We start from the raw sequence: 16,622 nt of genomic DNA on the forward strand, positions 1-16,622 counted from the left end.
GCGACGACCGCGAAAGTTTTTTCTATGACCAGCCTTACTGCCAGCCACGACCAAGTGCAAACACCGAATAGTTTTAGACAAGATGCGTTGGTAATTAGTCTTGTCGGTCTGGCGCACGGCATTTCACATTTTTTTCACATGATCCTCGCACCGCTCTTTCCTTGGTTGAAAGAAGCCTTTGGTTTATCCTACGCTGAGCTCGGTCTGTTAATGAGTGCTTTTTTTGTGATTTCTGGCATAGGCCAAGCTTTAGCAGGCTTTGTCGTGGATAAAATTGGTGCCCGAGCGGTGCTGTTTTTTGGTATTACTTGCCTTGCCTTGTCCGCAGTGGTGTTAGCAATTGCCCCCAATTATCTGGTGCTGATGCTGGGCTCTATGCTGGCAGGTTTGGGAAACAGCGTATTTCATCCCGCTGACTACACTATCTTAAATAAATGCGTTTCGACTGGGCGCCTTAGCCATGCGTTCTCGGTACACGGCATCAGTGGCAACTTGGGCTGGGCGGCAGCACCAATATTCTTAGTGACTTTGGCAAACTTATATCACTGGCGAGTCGCCTTGATGGTAGCAGCGGCACTTCCTATCGTCGTATTGGCGATATTGTTCGTTTACCGCGATTTGCTTCACACTAGCCCAAAAAAACAGGAAGACAACCATCAATTACAACCAGTAACGCCACCAAATGCGAATGCGGCTGTTCAGAATACTGACAATAGTCTATTTCACTTCATGCGTTTGCCTGCCGTCTGGATGTGTTTCTTATTTTTCTTTATGATTTCGATGGGAATCGGTGGCATCCAAAGCTTCTCTCCCACCGCTTTGCGCGAAGTGTATGGGATGTCTCTCGCATGGGCGACTGCAGGCTATTCCGCCTATATGCTAACGTCAGCACTTGGGATGGTATGGGGCGGTTTTATCGCAGCGAAAACCACTGACCACGACCGTACTATTACCATCGCTTTTTCGTTTTCCGCGACGATTGCCTTGCTGTTAGCGACGGGTTGGGTTTCTGCCAGCATGGCGGTCGTGCTAATGGGGGCGGTTGGTTTAGGTGCTGGGATTGCAGGACCTTCTCGCGATTTACTGATTCGCGCGGCCTCTCCCAAAAATGCAACCGGTCGCGTGTATGGCGTTGTGTACTCGGGTCTCGACATCGGCTTAGCTTTTTCACCTGCCTTGTTCGGCGCAATCATGGATGCCCATCATCCGCAATGGGTGTTCGCCTGCATCGCTTTGTTTCAACTGTTGGCAATATTTACAGCGGTGGGCGTGGGATCATCGACCCGCAAACGGCATAAGAGCGCTCATTAAGAATAAGGGCGACACAGGCAAATGACGGCGATGGGACAACTGACATGCACACGGTCGAAGGGTAAATGATTTATATAGTATGCTCTCGTTCGTAATTACCCAAAATCCGAAGTTAACGAATGACTATGCATAAACCCTAGCCTTTCAAAATTTGGAGACATTGATCACTCTCAGCTGACACTCATTTTCCTATGCTGCAAACAACATCATTTGCCAATCAGAATTTTCGCAACGGAATGCTGTCACTGTGGCGTCATCCTTTTCGCCCACTTTGGACATGGTGTTTGCTATTTGCACTCTTGATTGGCATCGAAGAGCTAGGACACGATCACGTCAAAACGCTACAAATGTTGGCACTCGCTTTGCCATTCCAATTGGTTCTACTGTTACCGATTGCAAATCCTCGCTACTTTACAGCTCGTACTGTCTTGGTCTGCGTTGTCCTCGCTAGCTTCCTGTTCGATAGCATTTTGCGCTATTTCATTTACCAAGCTTATCAAGCTGCACCTGAGAGTTCACTCGTACTAAGTGCAGTCGCCAATACAACGCCCCAAGAATCGATCGAATTCATTGCCAGTTTCACCAAGCCTATCATCACGCTGTTAGCGCTTGGCCTACTCACGTTAGGCTTATTGATCATACTCGTCAAAGCGGCATCGGCATCCGCCATTCGACCTTATCCAACGCAGTTTAGGTCAAAGGGCATTTTCCCTTTCTTAATCATAGCGATCGCTATATCAACACTCGCCTATGCCAGCAAACCATGGCGCAAACTGCATCCACTGAGTTTCTGGCCGCGCACCGCCACCAATGCCATCGAGCTGCGAGAAAGCTGGCATGACCTAGGGAAGAAGCGCTTGCAAGAATTCAATTTCGCCCAAACACTCAAGCCCACGATCACGCACGAAGAGTCATCGACACTCGTATTAGTCATTTCAGATAGCCTGAACCGAGACAATATGTCGACCCATGGTTACGCACGCAATACCACACCGCGACTTGCAGCCCTCAGCCAATCCTTGCGGCAAGACATGATTAATTTTCGGTATGCATGGTCAACCCAAGCCGCCACTCTCGCCTCTTTGGATAGTTTGTTCAACCTAGCGACTAAGGAAGGTCAAACAGTGCACTTGTTGGCGTTGGCAAAAGCCGCAGGCTACCATATCAGCTGGATCGGCAATCACGATGGCCAAGCGATCGAACAAGCCCATGCGCGGTTTGCCGATCACCTAGTAATGCTGAACAAAATACCTGGTCGAGATAGCACCTCGTCCGATTCCAGCACGCACCAACCACTGGCGGCAGCACTACAGCAACCACATCAACGGAAATTAGTGGTGGTGCACATGCTTGGCGCGCATCCTCAATATAAGATGCGCTATCCCAACTCAGCAGCGATCTATACGAATGCAAACGATGGCGTAACGCAAGCCATGAAGAAACAAGGTCGATCGAAATGGCTCATTGAAAAGCGCAATGAGTATGATGCCGCCTTGCGACACCACGACGATCAAATCGTCAAAACTTTTGAAATCACCCGCGAGGCATTACATACAACAAAACATGGCACTTGGATTTTTGTGTCAGATCATGGTCAAGAGGTCGGGCATACGCGGGAACATGCTGGTCATAGTGCCAGCACCGCCGCTGGTTATCGCATTCCCAGTTTTATTTGGAGCAAACAAGCATTGGCGCCATCTGCGCCCAACATCGCGAATCGCCCCTTTCGATTAGATTGGCTAGGCTGGACTATCCTATCGCAATTGGCAATCGAATGGACTGAACAGCAAACGCACAAAGATATTCTGCGCGAGGAATATCGGTTCGAAAACCCACAACTTGGCATTCCTATCAAGAGCTTCAGTAAGTAATTTTCGCTTTGAATGTACCAGTCATACCAGCAAAAACGTCGAGACGCGTAGGCAATAGTACAGGCTTTGTACCATAGATAAATTCACCAATAGAGCGATCACATCGGTCGCAATTAAGCACTTACCGCGAAATACGGACTGTTGCTACACCACCATGCAACACAGAATTATTTTCTCGAAAACATTAGGTGCATGATAGGATTTTGCCCTCAGGCGTAAGCGCTTCGGAATAGCTGCAAAGCAGATTGCTTACAACTTGAACGTAAGTCCACTTCGCTGCCTTGAGGATTTGACGACCCCAACCATCAAAGCGTCATTACAAAACAAAGTCGAACCCATGATCCGCATGATCGAACACATCAGGAGAACTATATGATCGGCCTCGGCCTCCAACAACTCACTGTCAGCAAACGTCTTGGAGTGCTCATCACCAGCGCGATTCTTGCCATGGTGGCGTTAACAACATTTTTGTTAAAGACGGAGCAAAATCTTCTAATCAAAGAACATCAAAACAGCATACGACATACGGTTGAACTGGCGAACACTTTGGTCGAACACTATCAAAAATTAGTGACAGAATCAAAGATGAATGAGACTGACGCCAAACTCGCGGCTATTACTGCCCTCAAAGCCCTGCGCTACGGCAACGATGAGTACTTGTGGATTAGCGACACCCATCCACGTATGGTCATGCATCCTGTTTCCCCCAACTTAAACGGGCAAGATCTAAGCGCTGACAAAGACAGTCAAGGCAAACTCTTGTTTCTCGCAATGCGCGATGTCGCTAAGCGAGATGGTGCAGGATTCGTCCACTACACTTGGAACAAACCTGACAGCAAGATGGCGTCCGAAAAAGTCGCATACGTCAAACTCAATTCTCAATGGTCTTGGATCATCGGTACGGGCGTATATCTCGACAAAATCGATAGCATCCTTTATCAACGCGTCATACAGATCGTGATTGTCGTAATCCTGCTCTCATTGATTTTGTTCGCCATGGGCTACTTCATTTCTCGTGGTCTGATAAAACAACTCGGCTGCGAACCACAATATGCCGTCGACATTACCAGTGCGATTGCGTCTGGCGATCTCACCGTCCACATCGCCATCGACACCAAAGATCAAAGTAGCCTGCTGTATTCCATATTTACGATGCGAAATAGCTTGCGAGATATTATTCGCGAAGTCCGCAAAGGTACCGATGCCATCGTCACTTCATCAACTGAAATCGCGCAAGGCAATATGGATTTGTCTGGCCGCACCGAGAGTCAGGCTAGCGCACTAGAACAAACGTCTGCCTCCATGCTGACCTTAACAGATGCTGTCAAACTAAACTCATCTCACGCTCGCAATGCCCATCAAATGGCATCATCTGCTTCCAGTGTAGCGATGAAAGGTGGCGCAGTCGTCACGCAGGTGGTCGACACCATGGGTTTGATCAACGCGTCTTCGCAAAAGATCGTGGATATCATTGCGGTCATTGATGGCATCGCCTTTCAAACCAATATTCTGGCACTGAACGCTGCGGTGGAAGCTGCTCGTGCTGGCGAACAAGGTCGTGGTTTTGCGGTGGTTGCTTCGGAGGTCCGCAGTCTGGCACAACGCTCGGCAAGTGCGGCCAAAGAAATCAAAACCTTAATCGGTGATTCTGTCGACAGCGTCAAACTAGGTACTCAATTAGTCGATCAGGCTGGTGAGACCATGAAGGAAATCGTCGAAAGCGTTGAACATGTCACGCAAATCATGCAAGAGATTACCAAAGCTTCAGATGAACAATCGGTGGGCATTGAACAAGTGAATTCAGCGATCCACGAAATGGATGATGTTACTCAGCAAAACGCAGCCTTAGTAGAACAAGCAGCAGCAGCGGCCACTGCTATGCAAGAACAAGCGAATGCACTCACGCAAGTTGTACACATGTTCAGAATGCGTGGTGATCCGGTCACAACAGCGAATGGGCATACGATCAAGCCTGCCTCATCATCGCATTAATCAAAGCGAATTGGCGCAATCGAGAATGCAATTATCGATGCTACGCTGATACACAAAAATGATGGTTTGCGTCTACCCTGATGCAAACCATTTTTTCATGCACATTGATAAAAATAAGACTGGCTCTGATCGCGAGCCTTACCTACAATAGCCGGAGCAATTCAACCCAGAATTTCCATTAGGATTTGAGATGATGGTGGATGCACTTTTCGAGGCAGTTTTTACGTGAATGAGGCGCAAATAGCTAGCTATTTGCAACGAAGAACGAAAAAAATGACCGAAAATGCGCCGCCAGCGCTCAAATAGCGTCGAAGACGCGCCTAATGGAAAATCTGGGTTCAACTCACTTCGATCAAGGAATCCGCATGCAAGTATTGACCCGCCTACTCTTTGCCTCGTTCGCCATCGCGGCAACACCAGTCTGTTTTGCCAGTGACGATTGGCGGACACTTGATCCTGAAAACACTTTGGTCATTGACTCCAATAAAGGTCGCATGATTATTGAGATGCGTCCTGAAATGGCGCCCAAAGCAGTCGAGCGCATCAAATTATTGAGCCGCGAAAAAGTCTATGACGGTTTGCAGTTTCATCGTGTGATTGCCAAATTTGTGGCACAAACAGGCAACCCAAATAATCAAGATGGTGGCGGTACCAAGTATCCGAACTTACCACCAGAGATGATGTTTAAGCTACCGTACAAATCCATCAGCAATATAGCCAGCAATAGCAGCGATGCGGCCAGCGGCTTTCTAGGTAGCGTCAGTATACAATCCTTACCAATCACCGATGCACTCAAGAAAGATGGTGCCAGTTTACGAAGCTGGGGTGCGCATTGCGCTGGGATCGCGGGCATGGGGCGCAATGAACCACGCGATTCTGCTAACAGCGAACTCTACTTCATGCTCGACGCCACCCGCCGTTTGGATCGCGATTACACGATCTTTGGACGCGTTGTGATCGGCATGGATGTACTACTCAACATCAAGCATGGCGAACCACCAGTGACCCCAGACATCATGCAAAGCGTCAGGATACTAGCGGATATTCCAGCCAATGAACGCCCACAAGTCAAAGTCGCGTCCGAGCAGGCAATGCAAAAAATCATCGCAAAAGTCCGTCAAGAAAAGGGCGCAGATTTTAGTGTTTGTGATGTCGTCGTTCCCGCCAAAATCAACTAAATCAAACTATGCACACGGCCTCCCATCACAGCTCCTCATTGCTACGCAACTACGCCAGCATCCTCTTGCTTTTAGCAGGCATCAGCATTGGTAGCTTAGTCGGCTTTATGTTTGGGAGTCAGGTCGAGAGCATTAAATTTATCGGCGATATTTTTCTCAATCTCCTTTTCACCGCCATTATTCCTTTAGTGTTTTTCACCATCGCCTCGTCGATTGCGAATTTGCAAAAAACCGATCAACTCGGGAAATTATTTGGCATCGTCACAGCCGTCTTTATCACGACAGTTTTGATATCCGCGGTCGTCATGCTAGTCGTGATGTTAGCGTTCCCACTTGCGCAAGATCCGACCTTGCGCGCCATGGCTGCACAAGCATTGATCGACAACCCTAGCTCGGTACAGCAGGCGACAGGAACTAGCTTGGCACAAGTATTGACCGTCAATGATTTTTTTGAATTGATGTCACGCAAGAATATGCTGGCCTTGATTCTCATTTCTATCATGGTTGGTTTCGCCACCTTACGCGCAGGAGAAAAAGGCAAAGCCTTTGTCATCTTTCTTGATGCTGGCAACGAAGTCATGAAGCAATTATTAGCCATCATCATGACCATCGCGCCGCTGGGTTTAGGAGCCTATTTTGCGTATCAAGTTGGCGTCTTTGGCCCACAATTACTTGGCGTATACATGCATCCACTGGCCTTGTATTACGCGACTTGCAGCGTGTACTTTGTGATTTTCTTTAGCTTGTATGCGTACTTTGCTGGCGGCCGTTTGGGCTTTACTGTGTTCTGGAAAAATAACTTAACACCAGCATTAACCGCAGTCGGTACCTGCAGCAGCATCGCTACCATTCCAGCGAATCTGCTCGCCGCCGAAAAAATGGGAATTCCAGCTCATATCCGAAATATTGTTATACCGCTAGGTGCACCGATTCACAAAGATGGTTCTAGCATGTCCTCGATCATTAAACTTGCGCTACTCTTCGCCATGTTTGGTAAAGATTTTTCTGCGCCAGAAATGTGGTTTGCAATTCTGGGCATCACGGTGTTGGTCTCGGTGGTTGCTGGTGGTATTCCCAATGGTGGTTACATCGGCGAAGTGTTTGCCATCACCGCCTTTGGCTTTCCGATGGAGCAGGCATTGCCGGTGGCAATGGTCATCGGCACGCTCGTCGATCCTATCGCCACCCTGCTCAATGCGAATGGGGATTTGGTTTCTGCAATGATGGTGACCCGCATCGCCGAAGGTAAAGATTGGTTAAGAAAACGACTTGGCTCTTCAGAAGCCAACAGTAACATTTAAGCCGTTGACGTTGCGCTTCTTAAGTTCTTCATTGTCCTCATACACCAATTCGATCACCGCGTTATCACTAAAACTAGGATCAAACAAAGTCAGGAAATATAAAGATTTAGCTGCGTCGATGATAATCGTTTGACGGCGCTCACCTTCCACCAACACCGCGCTTCGCAAACCCATAAATTCAGCCGGAAAACCAAGTGTTACTTTTTTGGTTTTGCAAGGACCACCCAAGGCCCTAACGAAATTACGTGCAATAAACGGTAAGTCGTCATAATGAATCGCCCAAAACATTTCGCACTCCAAACGCAGATCGCCTAAACGACGTTGATTTGGGGCTAATCCCGGACTTTGTACCAATGGCCACCAGCGAAATAAGTCTTTCTTACGATTGATCATTAACTCCGCATTTTGCGCCTCTGCCTGCGGATCACGTGGCAAACTAAAGCTACCGTCTTCACCCAAAACGATAAGACGACTGTAGTCATCCGTCGCTAAACGCAAACTGACACCGGTCAAACTCGTCTCTTGCTTACGCGGCTTCAAAATGAACTTATGCTCGGCGCGAGGAGCATGGGCGTGATGCTTTTCAAATGCATCCAAGCCTTTCAACATCGTTCTGTATGACTTCCAGTCTGGGTTTTTGACATTACTAATCTCTACCGATTGGGCGGATGCTTCTTGCTCTTGATTTTGCTCCTTTGCTGCTTGCGGAGTCGCCGAAGTTTCCTGCGCGAAGCTGTTCGTTGTAAATAGAAATGCGAAGATACAGAAAAATACGCGTGTTTTCATAGATGGTTTTTATTTACATATTGAGAGAAGCGTCATGATCGTGTGCAGATCGGTGAAGGTCAAAGAAATAATTTCAGGTCTCGTTACATAGTATTTTCTTGCACTTTTGATGCCACCAAACATCTTGCCTACCATGATCAAGTCAAGTTGAAACAGCTTAAAAATACATGCAAAAATTACTAGATTAATTTAATCTTGGCATTTATCATTCATGCCATTGCCAGCCCCTTAGCGGCTGCAACAGAAATTCCACCAAACCAATTCTTCACATAAGAGACCACATGAACATAACGAATTTCGGGATCTGTCTATTGTTATCCCTTCCTATCTTGACGGCAAGTGCGCAAGATGAAAACAGAGACAGCAGCACCAGCAGAGTCGAAGTATCTTCGCAAAAAGGTCTAGAACTCAAATCGTATTCGCAAATGCAGAAAGGCTTAAAAGCCTACGCCGAATACAATAAACTGGCTCCCAATTCAGAGCTCTTTTTCATCCTGATCCCCAGATCAAAAAAGCTAAGTTTAGAAGGTGTCACGATGCGTCTGGCGAGCGATGAAACCTCAATCAATATTCCAATCGATGCGGATGGCAAATTTCAGTTACCAGACATTGCTCTCAAACATGAGGACGAATACGATCTCATTTTGAATAAGCCAAAAGGTCAGTTTTATTTTAAGCCCTATGTCAAAAGTGCGAATTTATCCGATGATGTCAAACGCCTCGGTGATCTCAGACTCGAATGCCAAGTGCGATGGGCGGTAGAAAAACAAGACGTGTCCATCGTATTTAGCGCCCATGTGAATTTATTTGCATCCGGTAATCCATGTACATCACGCGCTGTCAACGTCATGTACTTTGCGCCGTCAAATATCAGCAAAGTCATTCTGAACTCATCTGCATCGACATTGGAAAAGAAGATAGGCTCGAAAGGGCAATATTCCTTACCAATTTGGGATACGAGAATCATTGATGATGCCCTGATCAACTACGAGCAAAGTATGTTAACCACATCAAAGCAAGAAAATTGAAATGACATTGCGATTAGAGCAAACAAAGAAAAATGTTTTTTCATGACACACAGAAACTATGTCGCATTACAGCGACAAAATATCTCGCACGATGTGTGCATTTATTAGATTTCAACTTGTTAAAGACTGTAAGTTCACGCTGCGCATCAACGGCCTATGTTAAAGTTGTGATGCAGTAGTGACATTATTGTCAAAAGCGCCTCCCTTGAATCACAGTACACAAGAACTCTATGGATAAGTCATTGACCTCTGGCTCGAATCATCTTGGTGATGCCACCCATAATGAAGTACATATCGTTCGCGCACAGTTGCAAGACCTATTGGTGGAGGCGCGCCATAACCAAGACATTTTAAATCGCCATCAGACCTTAGATCTGCAACTGATAGGATCACACAGCTTTCGTGAATTAATTCAGCATATCTTCGTGACTTTGGCAGAACTCTGCGAGCTCGATCAAGTCACTTTAAGTCTGGTCAATAGTCAACATAACTTGCAGGACATGTTGGCGGATTTGAAGATCGATAGTACCGAATTCCCGTTTCTGTTGTTTGTACAATCCGAAACCGAACTGCAAATCGAAGCGCGTCCACTAAAAAAGCCCGTACTCGGCAATTATGAAACCGATGTACATCAAATTTTATTTGCCCCTTGCTTCGAGCAACCAATCAGCGTTGCCATCATCCCCCTAATTCGTCAAAGTAAATTATTAGGAAGTCTGAATTTAGGCAGCATGGATGCGGAGCGTTTTTCCTTTGATATGGGTACCGATTTTGTCGAAAGGCTTGCTTCTATCATCGCCATTTGTTTGGAAAACGTCATCAACAGTGAGCGATTAACGCAAATCAGTTTAACCGATGCACTCACCAATGTAAGCAATCGCCGCTATGTCGAACAAAGAATGTTGGAAGAAATTGGTCGAGCGCGGCGTCAGCATTACTGTATCGCCTGCATGTATTTGGACATTGATCACTTTAAAAACATCAATGATCAGCATGGTCATCAAGGTGGAGACGATGTCTTGCGTGAAGTCGCCAAGCGCATCAAAGCCGAACTGCGTTTAAGCGATACGATCGGTCGATTTGGTGGTGAGGAATTTGTGGTTTTGTTAGTCAACACATCGCATGCCAACGCACTGATGGTTGCCGAACGAATTCGCAACAGTATCGCCGACAAACCATTTTCATTGAGCATGGGTGGCATGTGTGACGTAACTATTTCCATTGGCATCGCGACTTTATCGGATGATCACAATCTCGGAGAAATTGACAGCACGGCTAACGATTTGCTATTGCGTGCAGACCGTGCCTTGTACCAAGCAAAAGATCAGGGACGCAACTGCGTGCGTGTCGCGATCGACGATTAAACTTTCTTGGCCGCTGCTTGTAGCGTTTGGTACTTGGCCATTAACTGTTCCTTAGTCTCGCGCCAAGCTGGATTAAACGGAATACAACTGACGGGGCAGACTTGCTGACATTGCGGCTCGTCATAATGCCCAACGCATTCCGTGCATTTATTCGGATCAATCTCGTAAATCTCTGGCCCCATATAAATCGCTTCATTCGGGCATTCAGGTTCACACACATCACAATTGATGCAGTCGTCGGTAATTAATAGTGCCATGTTGTTCTTCGTTACTTTATTTCTTGATTACTTGGTTTGTTCTGCGATTTTTTTCTTCAGCCAAGCATCGACCGATGGAAACACAAATTTTGAAACGTCACCACCGAATTGCGCAATCTCACGAACGATGGTGCCGGAAATAAATTGATATTGATCCGATGGTGTTAAGAACATGGTTTCGACATCCGGTAGTAAATATCGATTCATCCCCGCCATTTGAAACTCATATTCAAAATCAGACACCGCACGCAAACCACGCACAATGACGCGCGCATCATTTTTGCGTACAAAGTCTTTCAGCAAGCCAGAAAAACTCTCCACCCGCACATTCGGATAATGTCCCAGCACTTCATTGGCAATGCTCAGACGCTCTTCCAAAGAGAAAAAAGGTTTCTTATTTTTGCTATCAGCCACACCGACGATCAGCGTATCGAACAAGCCAGAGGCGCGACGCACTAAGTCTTCATGGCCGCGTGTCAGCGGATCAAATGTTCCCGGATAAACTGCTGTGACCATAACGTTTCCCTTGGTGTGGTGGTGTTTGCGATTTTATTTTTACTAAGTTCTTGTCACAACAATCGACTTAGCTCTGATTTTAGACGGGCATTATCCCAGATTTTAAACAGCTTCACCGGAATCAGTGTTGCGTTGCAACAAATGAAAGTGCACGCTACCCGCTTTGTCTTGCCGTAAAACTTGCCATCCCGCAGTTTCTGTCACGCCAAGAGTCTCAAAAGCCTGCTCGGATTCCACGTACAAAACCCCATTTGGCGCCAACAGATCAATGCATAGGGGTAAAACTCTTTCCAGAAAGCCTAAGTTAAACGGAGGATCAAGGAAGATGACGTCAAACTTCTCAGCCTTCGTAATCAAGCTTTTCAGCAAAACGAGCGCATCACCGCGTTGCAATTGAATCTGTTCCGCCTTGAGCTTTTGCTTGGTCTGCTCTAACTGCGCAAACGCCGCTGGAAACGCTTCACACATTTTCACTTTCGCCGCACCGCGACTGGCCGCTTCGAATCCCAGAGCACCGCTACCAGCGAAAACATCGAGGCAAGAAAGTCGATCCCACTGGCTGTTAAACACATGATTCAGCCAATTGAACACCGTTTCTCTGACGCGGTCTGGGGTTGGACGCAAACCCTCGGCAGAAATCACCGTCAAAGGCGTACGCTTCCAATCACCGCCGATGATGCGGACTTGATGACTAGCCTGACTATGCTTTGCTGGCTTAATCGCCTTAGCGGGTGTAACAATTGGATTCTGGCGTTTCTTGATGTGATTCATAGCGGGTGGCGAAAAATCGTGGTTAGGCTCTGTTAGAATGGCAGCATTCTAAAGGTTTTTCGCACACGCTTTGCATTTCTCGGGTAATCAACACCCGATCTCACAGATTTGTCTTAGCTTACAAGTCAATATCAGCGAATCATCTCAACACTACTTTTGAGTACAAATTCATCAATGTTTAGCTTTTTTAGAAAAAAAACACCCGAAGTTGTTGCAACACCAGCGGCTTCCGAAGTTCAAGTCACCTCAAATCAGGTTGATCATGGCGCATCTGACGCCATTGTAGAGACCGCAATTGTTCAAACTCCAGCATCTGTTGAAGTAGATACAAAACCAGAGACCAAGCCAGAAGCAGCACCGGCAAAACTGTCATGGATCGCGCGACTAAAACAGGGTTTAGCAAAGACCTCATCGAATTTGACCACGCTGTTTGTTGGCGCAAAAATCGACGATGATTTATATGACGAACTGGAGGCTGCCTTATTGACTTCCGATGCAGGCGTCGAAGCGACCATGTATTTGCTCGACAGTTTAAAACGCAAGGTCAAAGAAGAGAAATTAACCGAAGCAGAGCAAGTCAAAGCCGCGCTCAAAGTCTTGTTACTTGACTTGCTAAAACCATTGCAAAAACCGTTTGAACTTGGTCGCCATCAACCTTTGGTAATGATGATCGCCGGAGTGAATGGCGCGGGGAAAACAACGACGATAGGTAAACTCGCCAAACACATGCATGCGCATAATCAATCCGTGGTGTTGGCAGCGGGTGATACCTTCCGCGCCGCGGCTCGTGAACAATTAATGGTGTGGGGTGAACGCAATAACATTACCGTCATCGCGCAAGAATCTGGCGACCCAGCAGCAGTGGCATTCGATGCCGTTGCTTCCGCCAAAGCACGTGGTACCAATGTCGTGATGGTCGATACTGCCGGTCGTTTACCAACCCAATTACACTTGATGGAAGAGCTCAAAAAAATTAAACGTGTCATTGGCAAAGGCATGGATGGCGCGCCGCAAGAAGTTTTATTAGTCATTGATGGCAATACCGGACAAAATGCCTTAACACAGGTCAAAGCCTTCGACGATGCACTGCAATTAACTGGCCTCATCATAACCAAACTAGATGGCACCGCAAAAGGTGGCGTATTGGCAGCAATTGCAAAAACCCGCCCTATTCCTGTGTATTTCATCGGCGTCGGTGAGCAAATTGAAGATCTGCAGGCCTTCGATGCACAAGAATTTGTTGACGCACTACTGCAATAAAACTGACCAGCACACGATGAAGGAAAGTTTGCAATGATTGAATTCCAACAGGTAACGAAAGCTTATGCCAACGACATCTATGCATTAAGGGACGTGTCCTTAACGATAGGCGATGGTGAATTAGTTTTCTTGGCGGGTCCATCGGGCGCTGGTAAATCGACTTTACTGCGCATGATTGCTGGATTAGAAAAGCCGAGTAGCGGCACGGTACTAATGAATGGTCAAGACATCGGCCAATTGAAAAGTGGTAGCTTGCCTTATTTGCGTCGCAAGTTAGGCTTAATTTTACAAGGTCAAGGATTGCTCTTGGATCGCAGTGTATTAGCGAATGTAATGTTGCCTATGATCGTCGTAGGTGAATCTACCAGTGAAGCAGAAACTCGCGCCTGTGCCGCATTAGATCGCTTAAATATTCTCGACAAAGCACATGCCTCGCCACTTGCGCTGTCAGGCGGCGAGCAACAACGTATCGCCATCGCACGTGCGATCGTCAATCGTCCCAAAATCATTTTGGCGGACGAGCCAACCGCTTATTTGGACCGCGACAATGCGATCATCGTGATCAATGCCTTGAAAGCATTTCAACGCTCAGGCGTGACCTGTATTATTTCTAGCCACGATGAACAGTTTTTAGATCAAGCCAATCGCGTCATTTATTTAAGTAAAGGCGAGGTCACTGACTCCTGGACTTCAGCAGTTGAACCGACTGTTGCTGCTTAAATCAGATTTCAAGGATACACATTCATCATGACCAATTGGTTCCGCCAACATGCCTATGCGATGCGCAGTGCATTGACTCATTTACGCGCTGCACCGGGTAATTTTTTGTTTAATGTTTTAGTGATTGCGATTGCCTTGTCTCTGCCAATTGCAGGCTTAACGGTTTTAGAAAATATACGCCCAGTCGCATCTCAGTTATCCATAGAACCCGAAGTTAGCGTGTTTCTCAAACCAGAGCTCGCTACTAGCGATGCGGCAGCATTGCAAGCACCGATCAAAAAGACCCTAAAAGATTTAAAGGTCGAGGCAAAAGTAAGATTTGTGCCTAAAGACAAAGCTTTGGCAACGATGGAGGGCACAAATAATTTGGCAGAAGTTCTGGCCACTTTGGGTGGCAATCCACTGCCAGACGCCTTTGTTCTCTCACTGTCCAGCGCAGATAGCACAAAAGTCGAACAGTTAACCAGTGCATTGCAAGGTCTCGATCACATCGATGTGGTGCAAGTGGATTCAGCCTGGGTGAAGCGCTTAGCTGCGCTTTTACATGTCTTGCAAATGGCTTTGCTATTTTTAGCAGTAACTCTAGCCATCGTTGTGATTGTCGTGATTTTTAATGCGACACGACTCCAAGTCATTTCGCATCAAGCCGAGATCAGTGTCAGTCGCATGTTGGGGGCCACGAATAGTTTCATTCATAAGCCGTATTACTACACTGGTGCTATGCTAGGTGTGCTCGCAGGTGGCTTAGCCTTAGGTTTAGTGGCGCTATCATTGCAACCGTTAAATCAAGCAATTGCCGAATTTGCCAAATTGTATGCTTCCGAGTTTCACCTCAGCCCGCTTGGCATATTGCCAAGTCTAGGTCTAATTCTGATGAGCAAACTGCTTGGTTTATGTGGCGCCTACCTCTCCGTTCGTCGTCAATTATCGAAAATTGCGGCCTAATCCTGACAAAAGCTAATGCACTCGTGCAACTTTTCAGGCGCCTTTGGGTCGAATACGCAGATTCCTGCCCTGAAATGCCAGTGAAAATTAATTTTTTTACAGCAAAGATCTTGAATTTCGTCGAAACAAACAGATTATTAGCACTCATGCCGATTGAGTGCTAATATTAGAACTTGAAGGTACTAAAAACTGTTTTTGGTACGGCTCCATAGATACAATCTGATTTCATATCAGGAGGAAACATGACACAAACATCAGCACAAGGCTTTTTGCGTTCTTCGGACAGCACCGCTTTAGCACTGGGGTTTACCGGTACATTAGGCAATATCGATGCCTATATCTCTGCGGTCAATCGTTTACCTATGTTGACGCAAGAAGAAGAGATTGATCTTGCAACGAAGTTAAAATTACACAATGACCTCAACGCAGCGCAACAATTGGTTATGTCGCATTTGCGCTTAGTCGTCTCTATCGCCCGTGGTTACTTAGGTTACGGCTTGCCACACGCTGACTTGATTCAAGAAGGCAATATCGGCTTGATGAAAGCGGTCAAGCGTTTCGATCCAGATCAAGGCGTGCGCTTAGTTTCTTATGCGATGCATTGGATCAAGGCCGAGATGCATGAATACATCCTGAAGAACTGGCGCTTGGTCAAAGTTGCGACAACAAAGGCGCAACGTAAACTGTTCTTTAATCTGCGTTCGAATAAAGAAGGTCTAGACTCCATGACACCTTCGCAGATCGATAACTTAGCAAGAAAGTTAGATGTCAAACGCGAAGACGTAATTGAGATGGAAATGCGTTTGTCTGGTCGAGATGTTGCTTTAGATGGTTCCAGCGACGACGAAGACGAAAAATTTGCGCCGATTGCCTATTTAAAAACTGACGCAGGTGAACCAACCAATGTCATCGAAGCACAGCAATACGATCGCATGCAAGGCGAAGGTTTGGAAACTGCATTAGCGAAGCTGGATCCACGTTCACGTCACATCATCGAATCACGCTGGTTGCAAAACGATGACGGCTCTGGTGCCACTTTGCATGAATTGGCTGACGAATATGGCGTATCTGCGGAACGTATTCGCCAAATCGAAACGGCGGCTTTAAAGAAGATGAAAACAGCGCTTAGCGAGTATGCTTAAGCGAATACTTATTTCAGTCTGAGATAAGCAAAAAGGCACTCAATCGAGTGCCTTTCAGACTGCTGACAAACCCCAAAAGGCCTCGCCAAGTGCGAGGTCTTTTGGTTTAATAGCGGCATGCTAAAAACACCGACACCTTTCCAACACGAATTAGAAATGGTCACCTTGGAACAACTAGTT

General features: G+C 46.7%; 15 protein-coding genes. 11 read left to right on the top strand and 4 right to left on the bottom strand.

The features are described 5' to 3' along the window. The first annotated feature begins 24 nt into the window (after window positions 1-24). From H8K52_RS18415 to H8K52_RS18435, 5 genes are all read left to right on the top strand, one after another. Window positions 25-1,311 carry an MFS transporter gene (locus tag H8K52_RS18415; RefSeq protein WP_186924373.1) on the top strand — a complete coding sequence of 429 codons (1,287 nt, stop codon included), beginning with the start codon at window positions 25-27 and terminating at the stop codon, window positions 1,309-1,311. 284 nt (window positions 1,312-1,595) lie between these two features. After that, window positions 1,596-3,182, top strand: a complete 1,587-nt coding sequence (locus H8K52_RS18420; protein WP_222613841.1) for a phosphoethanolamine transferase — start codon at window positions 1,596-1,598, stop codon at window positions 3,180-3,182. Between the two features lie 372 nt (window positions 3,183-3,554). Next, the gene (locus tag H8K52_RS21660; protein ID WP_222613842.1) at window positions 3,555-5,174 is read left to right on the top strand and encodes a methyl-accepting chemotaxis protein; all 1,620 of its coding nucleotides are present in this window, start codon (window positions 3,555-3,557) and stop codon (window positions 5,172-5,174) included. A gap of 365 nt (window positions 5,175-5,539) precedes the next feature. Further along, window positions 5,540-6,352, top strand: coding sequence for a peptidylprolyl isomerase (locus tag H8K52_RS18430; RefSeq protein ID WP_186924375.1), 813 nt, complete (start codon window positions 5,540-5,542; stop codon window positions 6,350-6,352). A gap of 8 nt (window positions 6,353-6,360) precedes the next feature. Continuing rightward, window positions 6,361-7,653 (top strand): dicarboxylate/amino acid:cation symporter, encoded by a 1,293-nt coding sequence (locus H8K52_RS18435; protein ID WP_186924376.1) that lies wholly within the window; start codon window positions 6,361-6,363, stop codon window positions 7,651-7,653. Here the strand turns inward: H8K52_RS18435 and H8K52_RS18440 are convergent. Then, window positions 7,630-8,439, bottom strand: a complete 810-nt coding sequence (locus tag H8K52_RS18440) for a hypothetical protein (protein ID WP_186924377.1) — start codon at window positions 8,437-8,439, stop codon at window positions 7,630-7,632. The genes H8K52_RS18435 and H8K52_RS18440 overlap by 24 nt on opposite strands. Before the next feature lie 281 nt (window positions 8,440-8,720). On the opposite strand from H8K52_RS18440, the gene H8K52_RS18445 reads away from it, so the two are divergent. Further along, window positions 8,721-9,467: a hypothetical protein gene (locus H8K52_RS18445; protein ID WP_186924378.1), complete on the top strand. Its 747-nt coding sequence runs from the start codon at window positions 8,721-8,723 to the stop codon at window positions 9,465-9,467. 230 nt (window positions 9,468-9,697) lie between these two features. Continuing rightward, window positions 9,698-10,831, top strand: coding sequence for a sensor domain-containing diguanylate cyclase (locus tag H8K52_RS18450; RefSeq protein WP_186924379.1), 1,134 nt, complete (start codon window positions 9,698-9,700; stop codon window positions 10,829-10,831). Here the strand turns inward: H8K52_RS18450 and H8K52_RS18455 are convergent. From H8K52_RS18455 to rsmD, 3 genes are all read right to left on the bottom strand, one after another. Continuing rightward, on the bottom strand, window positions 10,828-11,088 hold the full coding sequence (locus H8K52_RS18455) for a YfhL family 4Fe-4S dicluster ferredoxin (protein ID WP_186924380.1): 261 nt from the start codon (window positions 11,086-11,088) through the stop codon (window positions 10,828-10,830). The two genes, H8K52_RS18450 and H8K52_RS18455, sit on opposite strands and share 4 nt — an antisense overlap. 27 nt (window positions 11,089-11,115) lie before the next feature. Next, a complete protein-coding gene (gene coaD, locus H8K52_RS18460; protein WP_186924381.1) occupies window positions 11,116-11,604 on the bottom strand; it encodes a pantetheine-phosphate adenylyltransferase in 489 nt (162 codons plus the stop codon). A gap of 102 nt (window positions 11,605-11,706) precedes the next feature. Further along, the gene (rsmD, locus tag H8K52_RS18465) at window positions 11,707-12,375 is read right to left on the bottom strand and encodes a 16S rRNA (guanine(966)-N(2))-methyltransferase RsmD (protein WP_186924382.1); all 669 of its coding nucleotides are present in this window, start codon (window positions 12,373-12,375) and stop codon (window positions 11,707-11,709) included. A gap of 174 nt (window positions 12,376-12,549) precedes the next feature. On the opposite strand from rsmD, the gene ftsY reads away from it, so the two are divergent. The 4 genes from ftsY to rpoH all read left to right on the top strand — a co-directional run bounded on the left by ftsY (window position 12,550) and on the right by rpoH (window position 16,442). Continuing rightward, window positions 12,550-13,635 (top strand): signal recognition particle-docking protein FtsY, encoded by a 1,086-nt coding sequence (gene ftsY, locus H8K52_RS18470; protein ID WP_186924383.1) that lies wholly within the window; start codon window positions 12,550-12,552, stop codon window positions 13,633-13,635. Between the two features lie 33 nt (window positions 13,636-13,668). After that, entirely contained in the window at window positions 13,669-14,355 is a 687-nt protein-coding gene (locus tag H8K52_RS18475; protein WP_186924384.1) for a cell division ATP-binding protein FtsE, read from the top strand. Between the two features lie 27 nt (window positions 14,356-14,382). After that, window positions 14,383-15,300, top strand: a complete 918-nt coding sequence (locus H8K52_RS18480; RefSeq protein ID WP_186924385.1) for a cell division protein FtsX — start codon at window positions 14,383-14,385, stop codon at window positions 15,298-15,300. A 242-nt stretch (window positions 15,301-15,542) separates the two neighbouring features. After that, window positions 15,543-16,442: an RNA polymerase sigma factor RpoH gene (rpoH, locus tag H8K52_RS18485; protein ID WP_186924386.1), complete on the top strand. Its 900-nt coding sequence runs from the start codon at window positions 15,543-15,545 to the stop codon at window positions 16,440-16,442. Window positions 16,443-16,622: the final 180 nt, after the last annotated feature.

The organism is Affinundibacterium seohonense (assembly GCF_014284305.1).
GTDB lineage: Bacteria > Pseudomonadota > Gammaproteobacteria > Burkholderiales > Burkholderiaceae_D > Undibacterium > Undibacterium seohonense.

Excerpts from the sequence above, each read along its gene's own strand:
- ftsY (WP_186924383.1), top strand. The coding sequence starts at position 12,550 with ATGTTTAGCTTTTTTAGAAAAAAAACACCCGAAGTTGTTGCAACACCA.
- H8K52_RS18445 (WP_186924378.1), top strand. The coding sequence starts at position 8,721 with ATGAACATAACGAATTTCGGGATCTGTCTATTGTTATCCCTTCCTATC.
- rsmD (WP_186924382.1), bottom strand. The coding sequence starts at position 12,375 with ATGAATCACATCAAGAAACGCCAGAATCCAATTGTTACACCCGCTAAG.
- coaD (WP_186924381.1), bottom strand. The coding sequence starts at position 11,604 with ATGGTCACAGCAGTTTATCCGGGAACATTTGATCCGCTGACACGCGGC.
- H8K52_RS18450 (WP_186924379.1), top strand. The coding sequence starts at position 9,698 with ATGGATAAGTCATTGACCTCTGGCTCGAATCATCTTGGTGATGCCACC.
- H8K52_RS18475 (WP_186924384.1), top strand. The coding sequence starts at position 13,669 with ATGATTGAATTCCAACAGGTAACGAAAGCTTATGCCAACGACATCTAT.
- H8K52_RS18435 (WP_186924376.1), top strand. The coding sequence starts at position 6,361 with ATGCACACGGCCTCCCATCACAGCTCCTCATTGCTACGCAACTACGCC.
- H8K52_RS18455 (WP_186924380.1), bottom strand. The coding sequence starts at position 11,088 with ATGGCACTATTAATTACCGACGACTGCATCAATTGTGATGTGTGTGAA.
- H8K52_RS21660 (WP_222613842.1), top strand. The coding sequence starts at position 3,555 with ATGATCGGCCTCGGCCTCCAACAACTCACTGTCAGCAAACGTCTTGGA.
- H8K52_RS18430 (WP_186924375.1), top strand. The coding sequence starts at position 5,540 with ATGCAAGTATTGACCCGCCTACTCTTTGCCTCGTTCGCCATCGCGGCA.
- H8K52_RS18480 (WP_186924385.1), top strand. The coding sequence starts at position 14,383 with ATGACCAATTGGTTCCGCCAACATGCCTATGCGATGCGCAGTGCATTG.
- H8K52_RS18415 (WP_186924373.1), top strand. The coding sequence starts at position 25 with ATGACCAGCCTTACTGCCAGCCACGACCAAGTGCAAACACCGAATAGT.
- rpoH (WP_186924386.1), top strand. The coding sequence starts at position 15,543 with ATGACACAAACATCAGCACAAGGCTTTTTGCGTTCTTCGGACAGCACC.
- H8K52_RS18440 (WP_186924377.1), bottom strand. The coding sequence starts at position 8,439 with ATGAAAACACGCGTATTTTTCTGTATCTTCGCATTTCTATTTACAACG.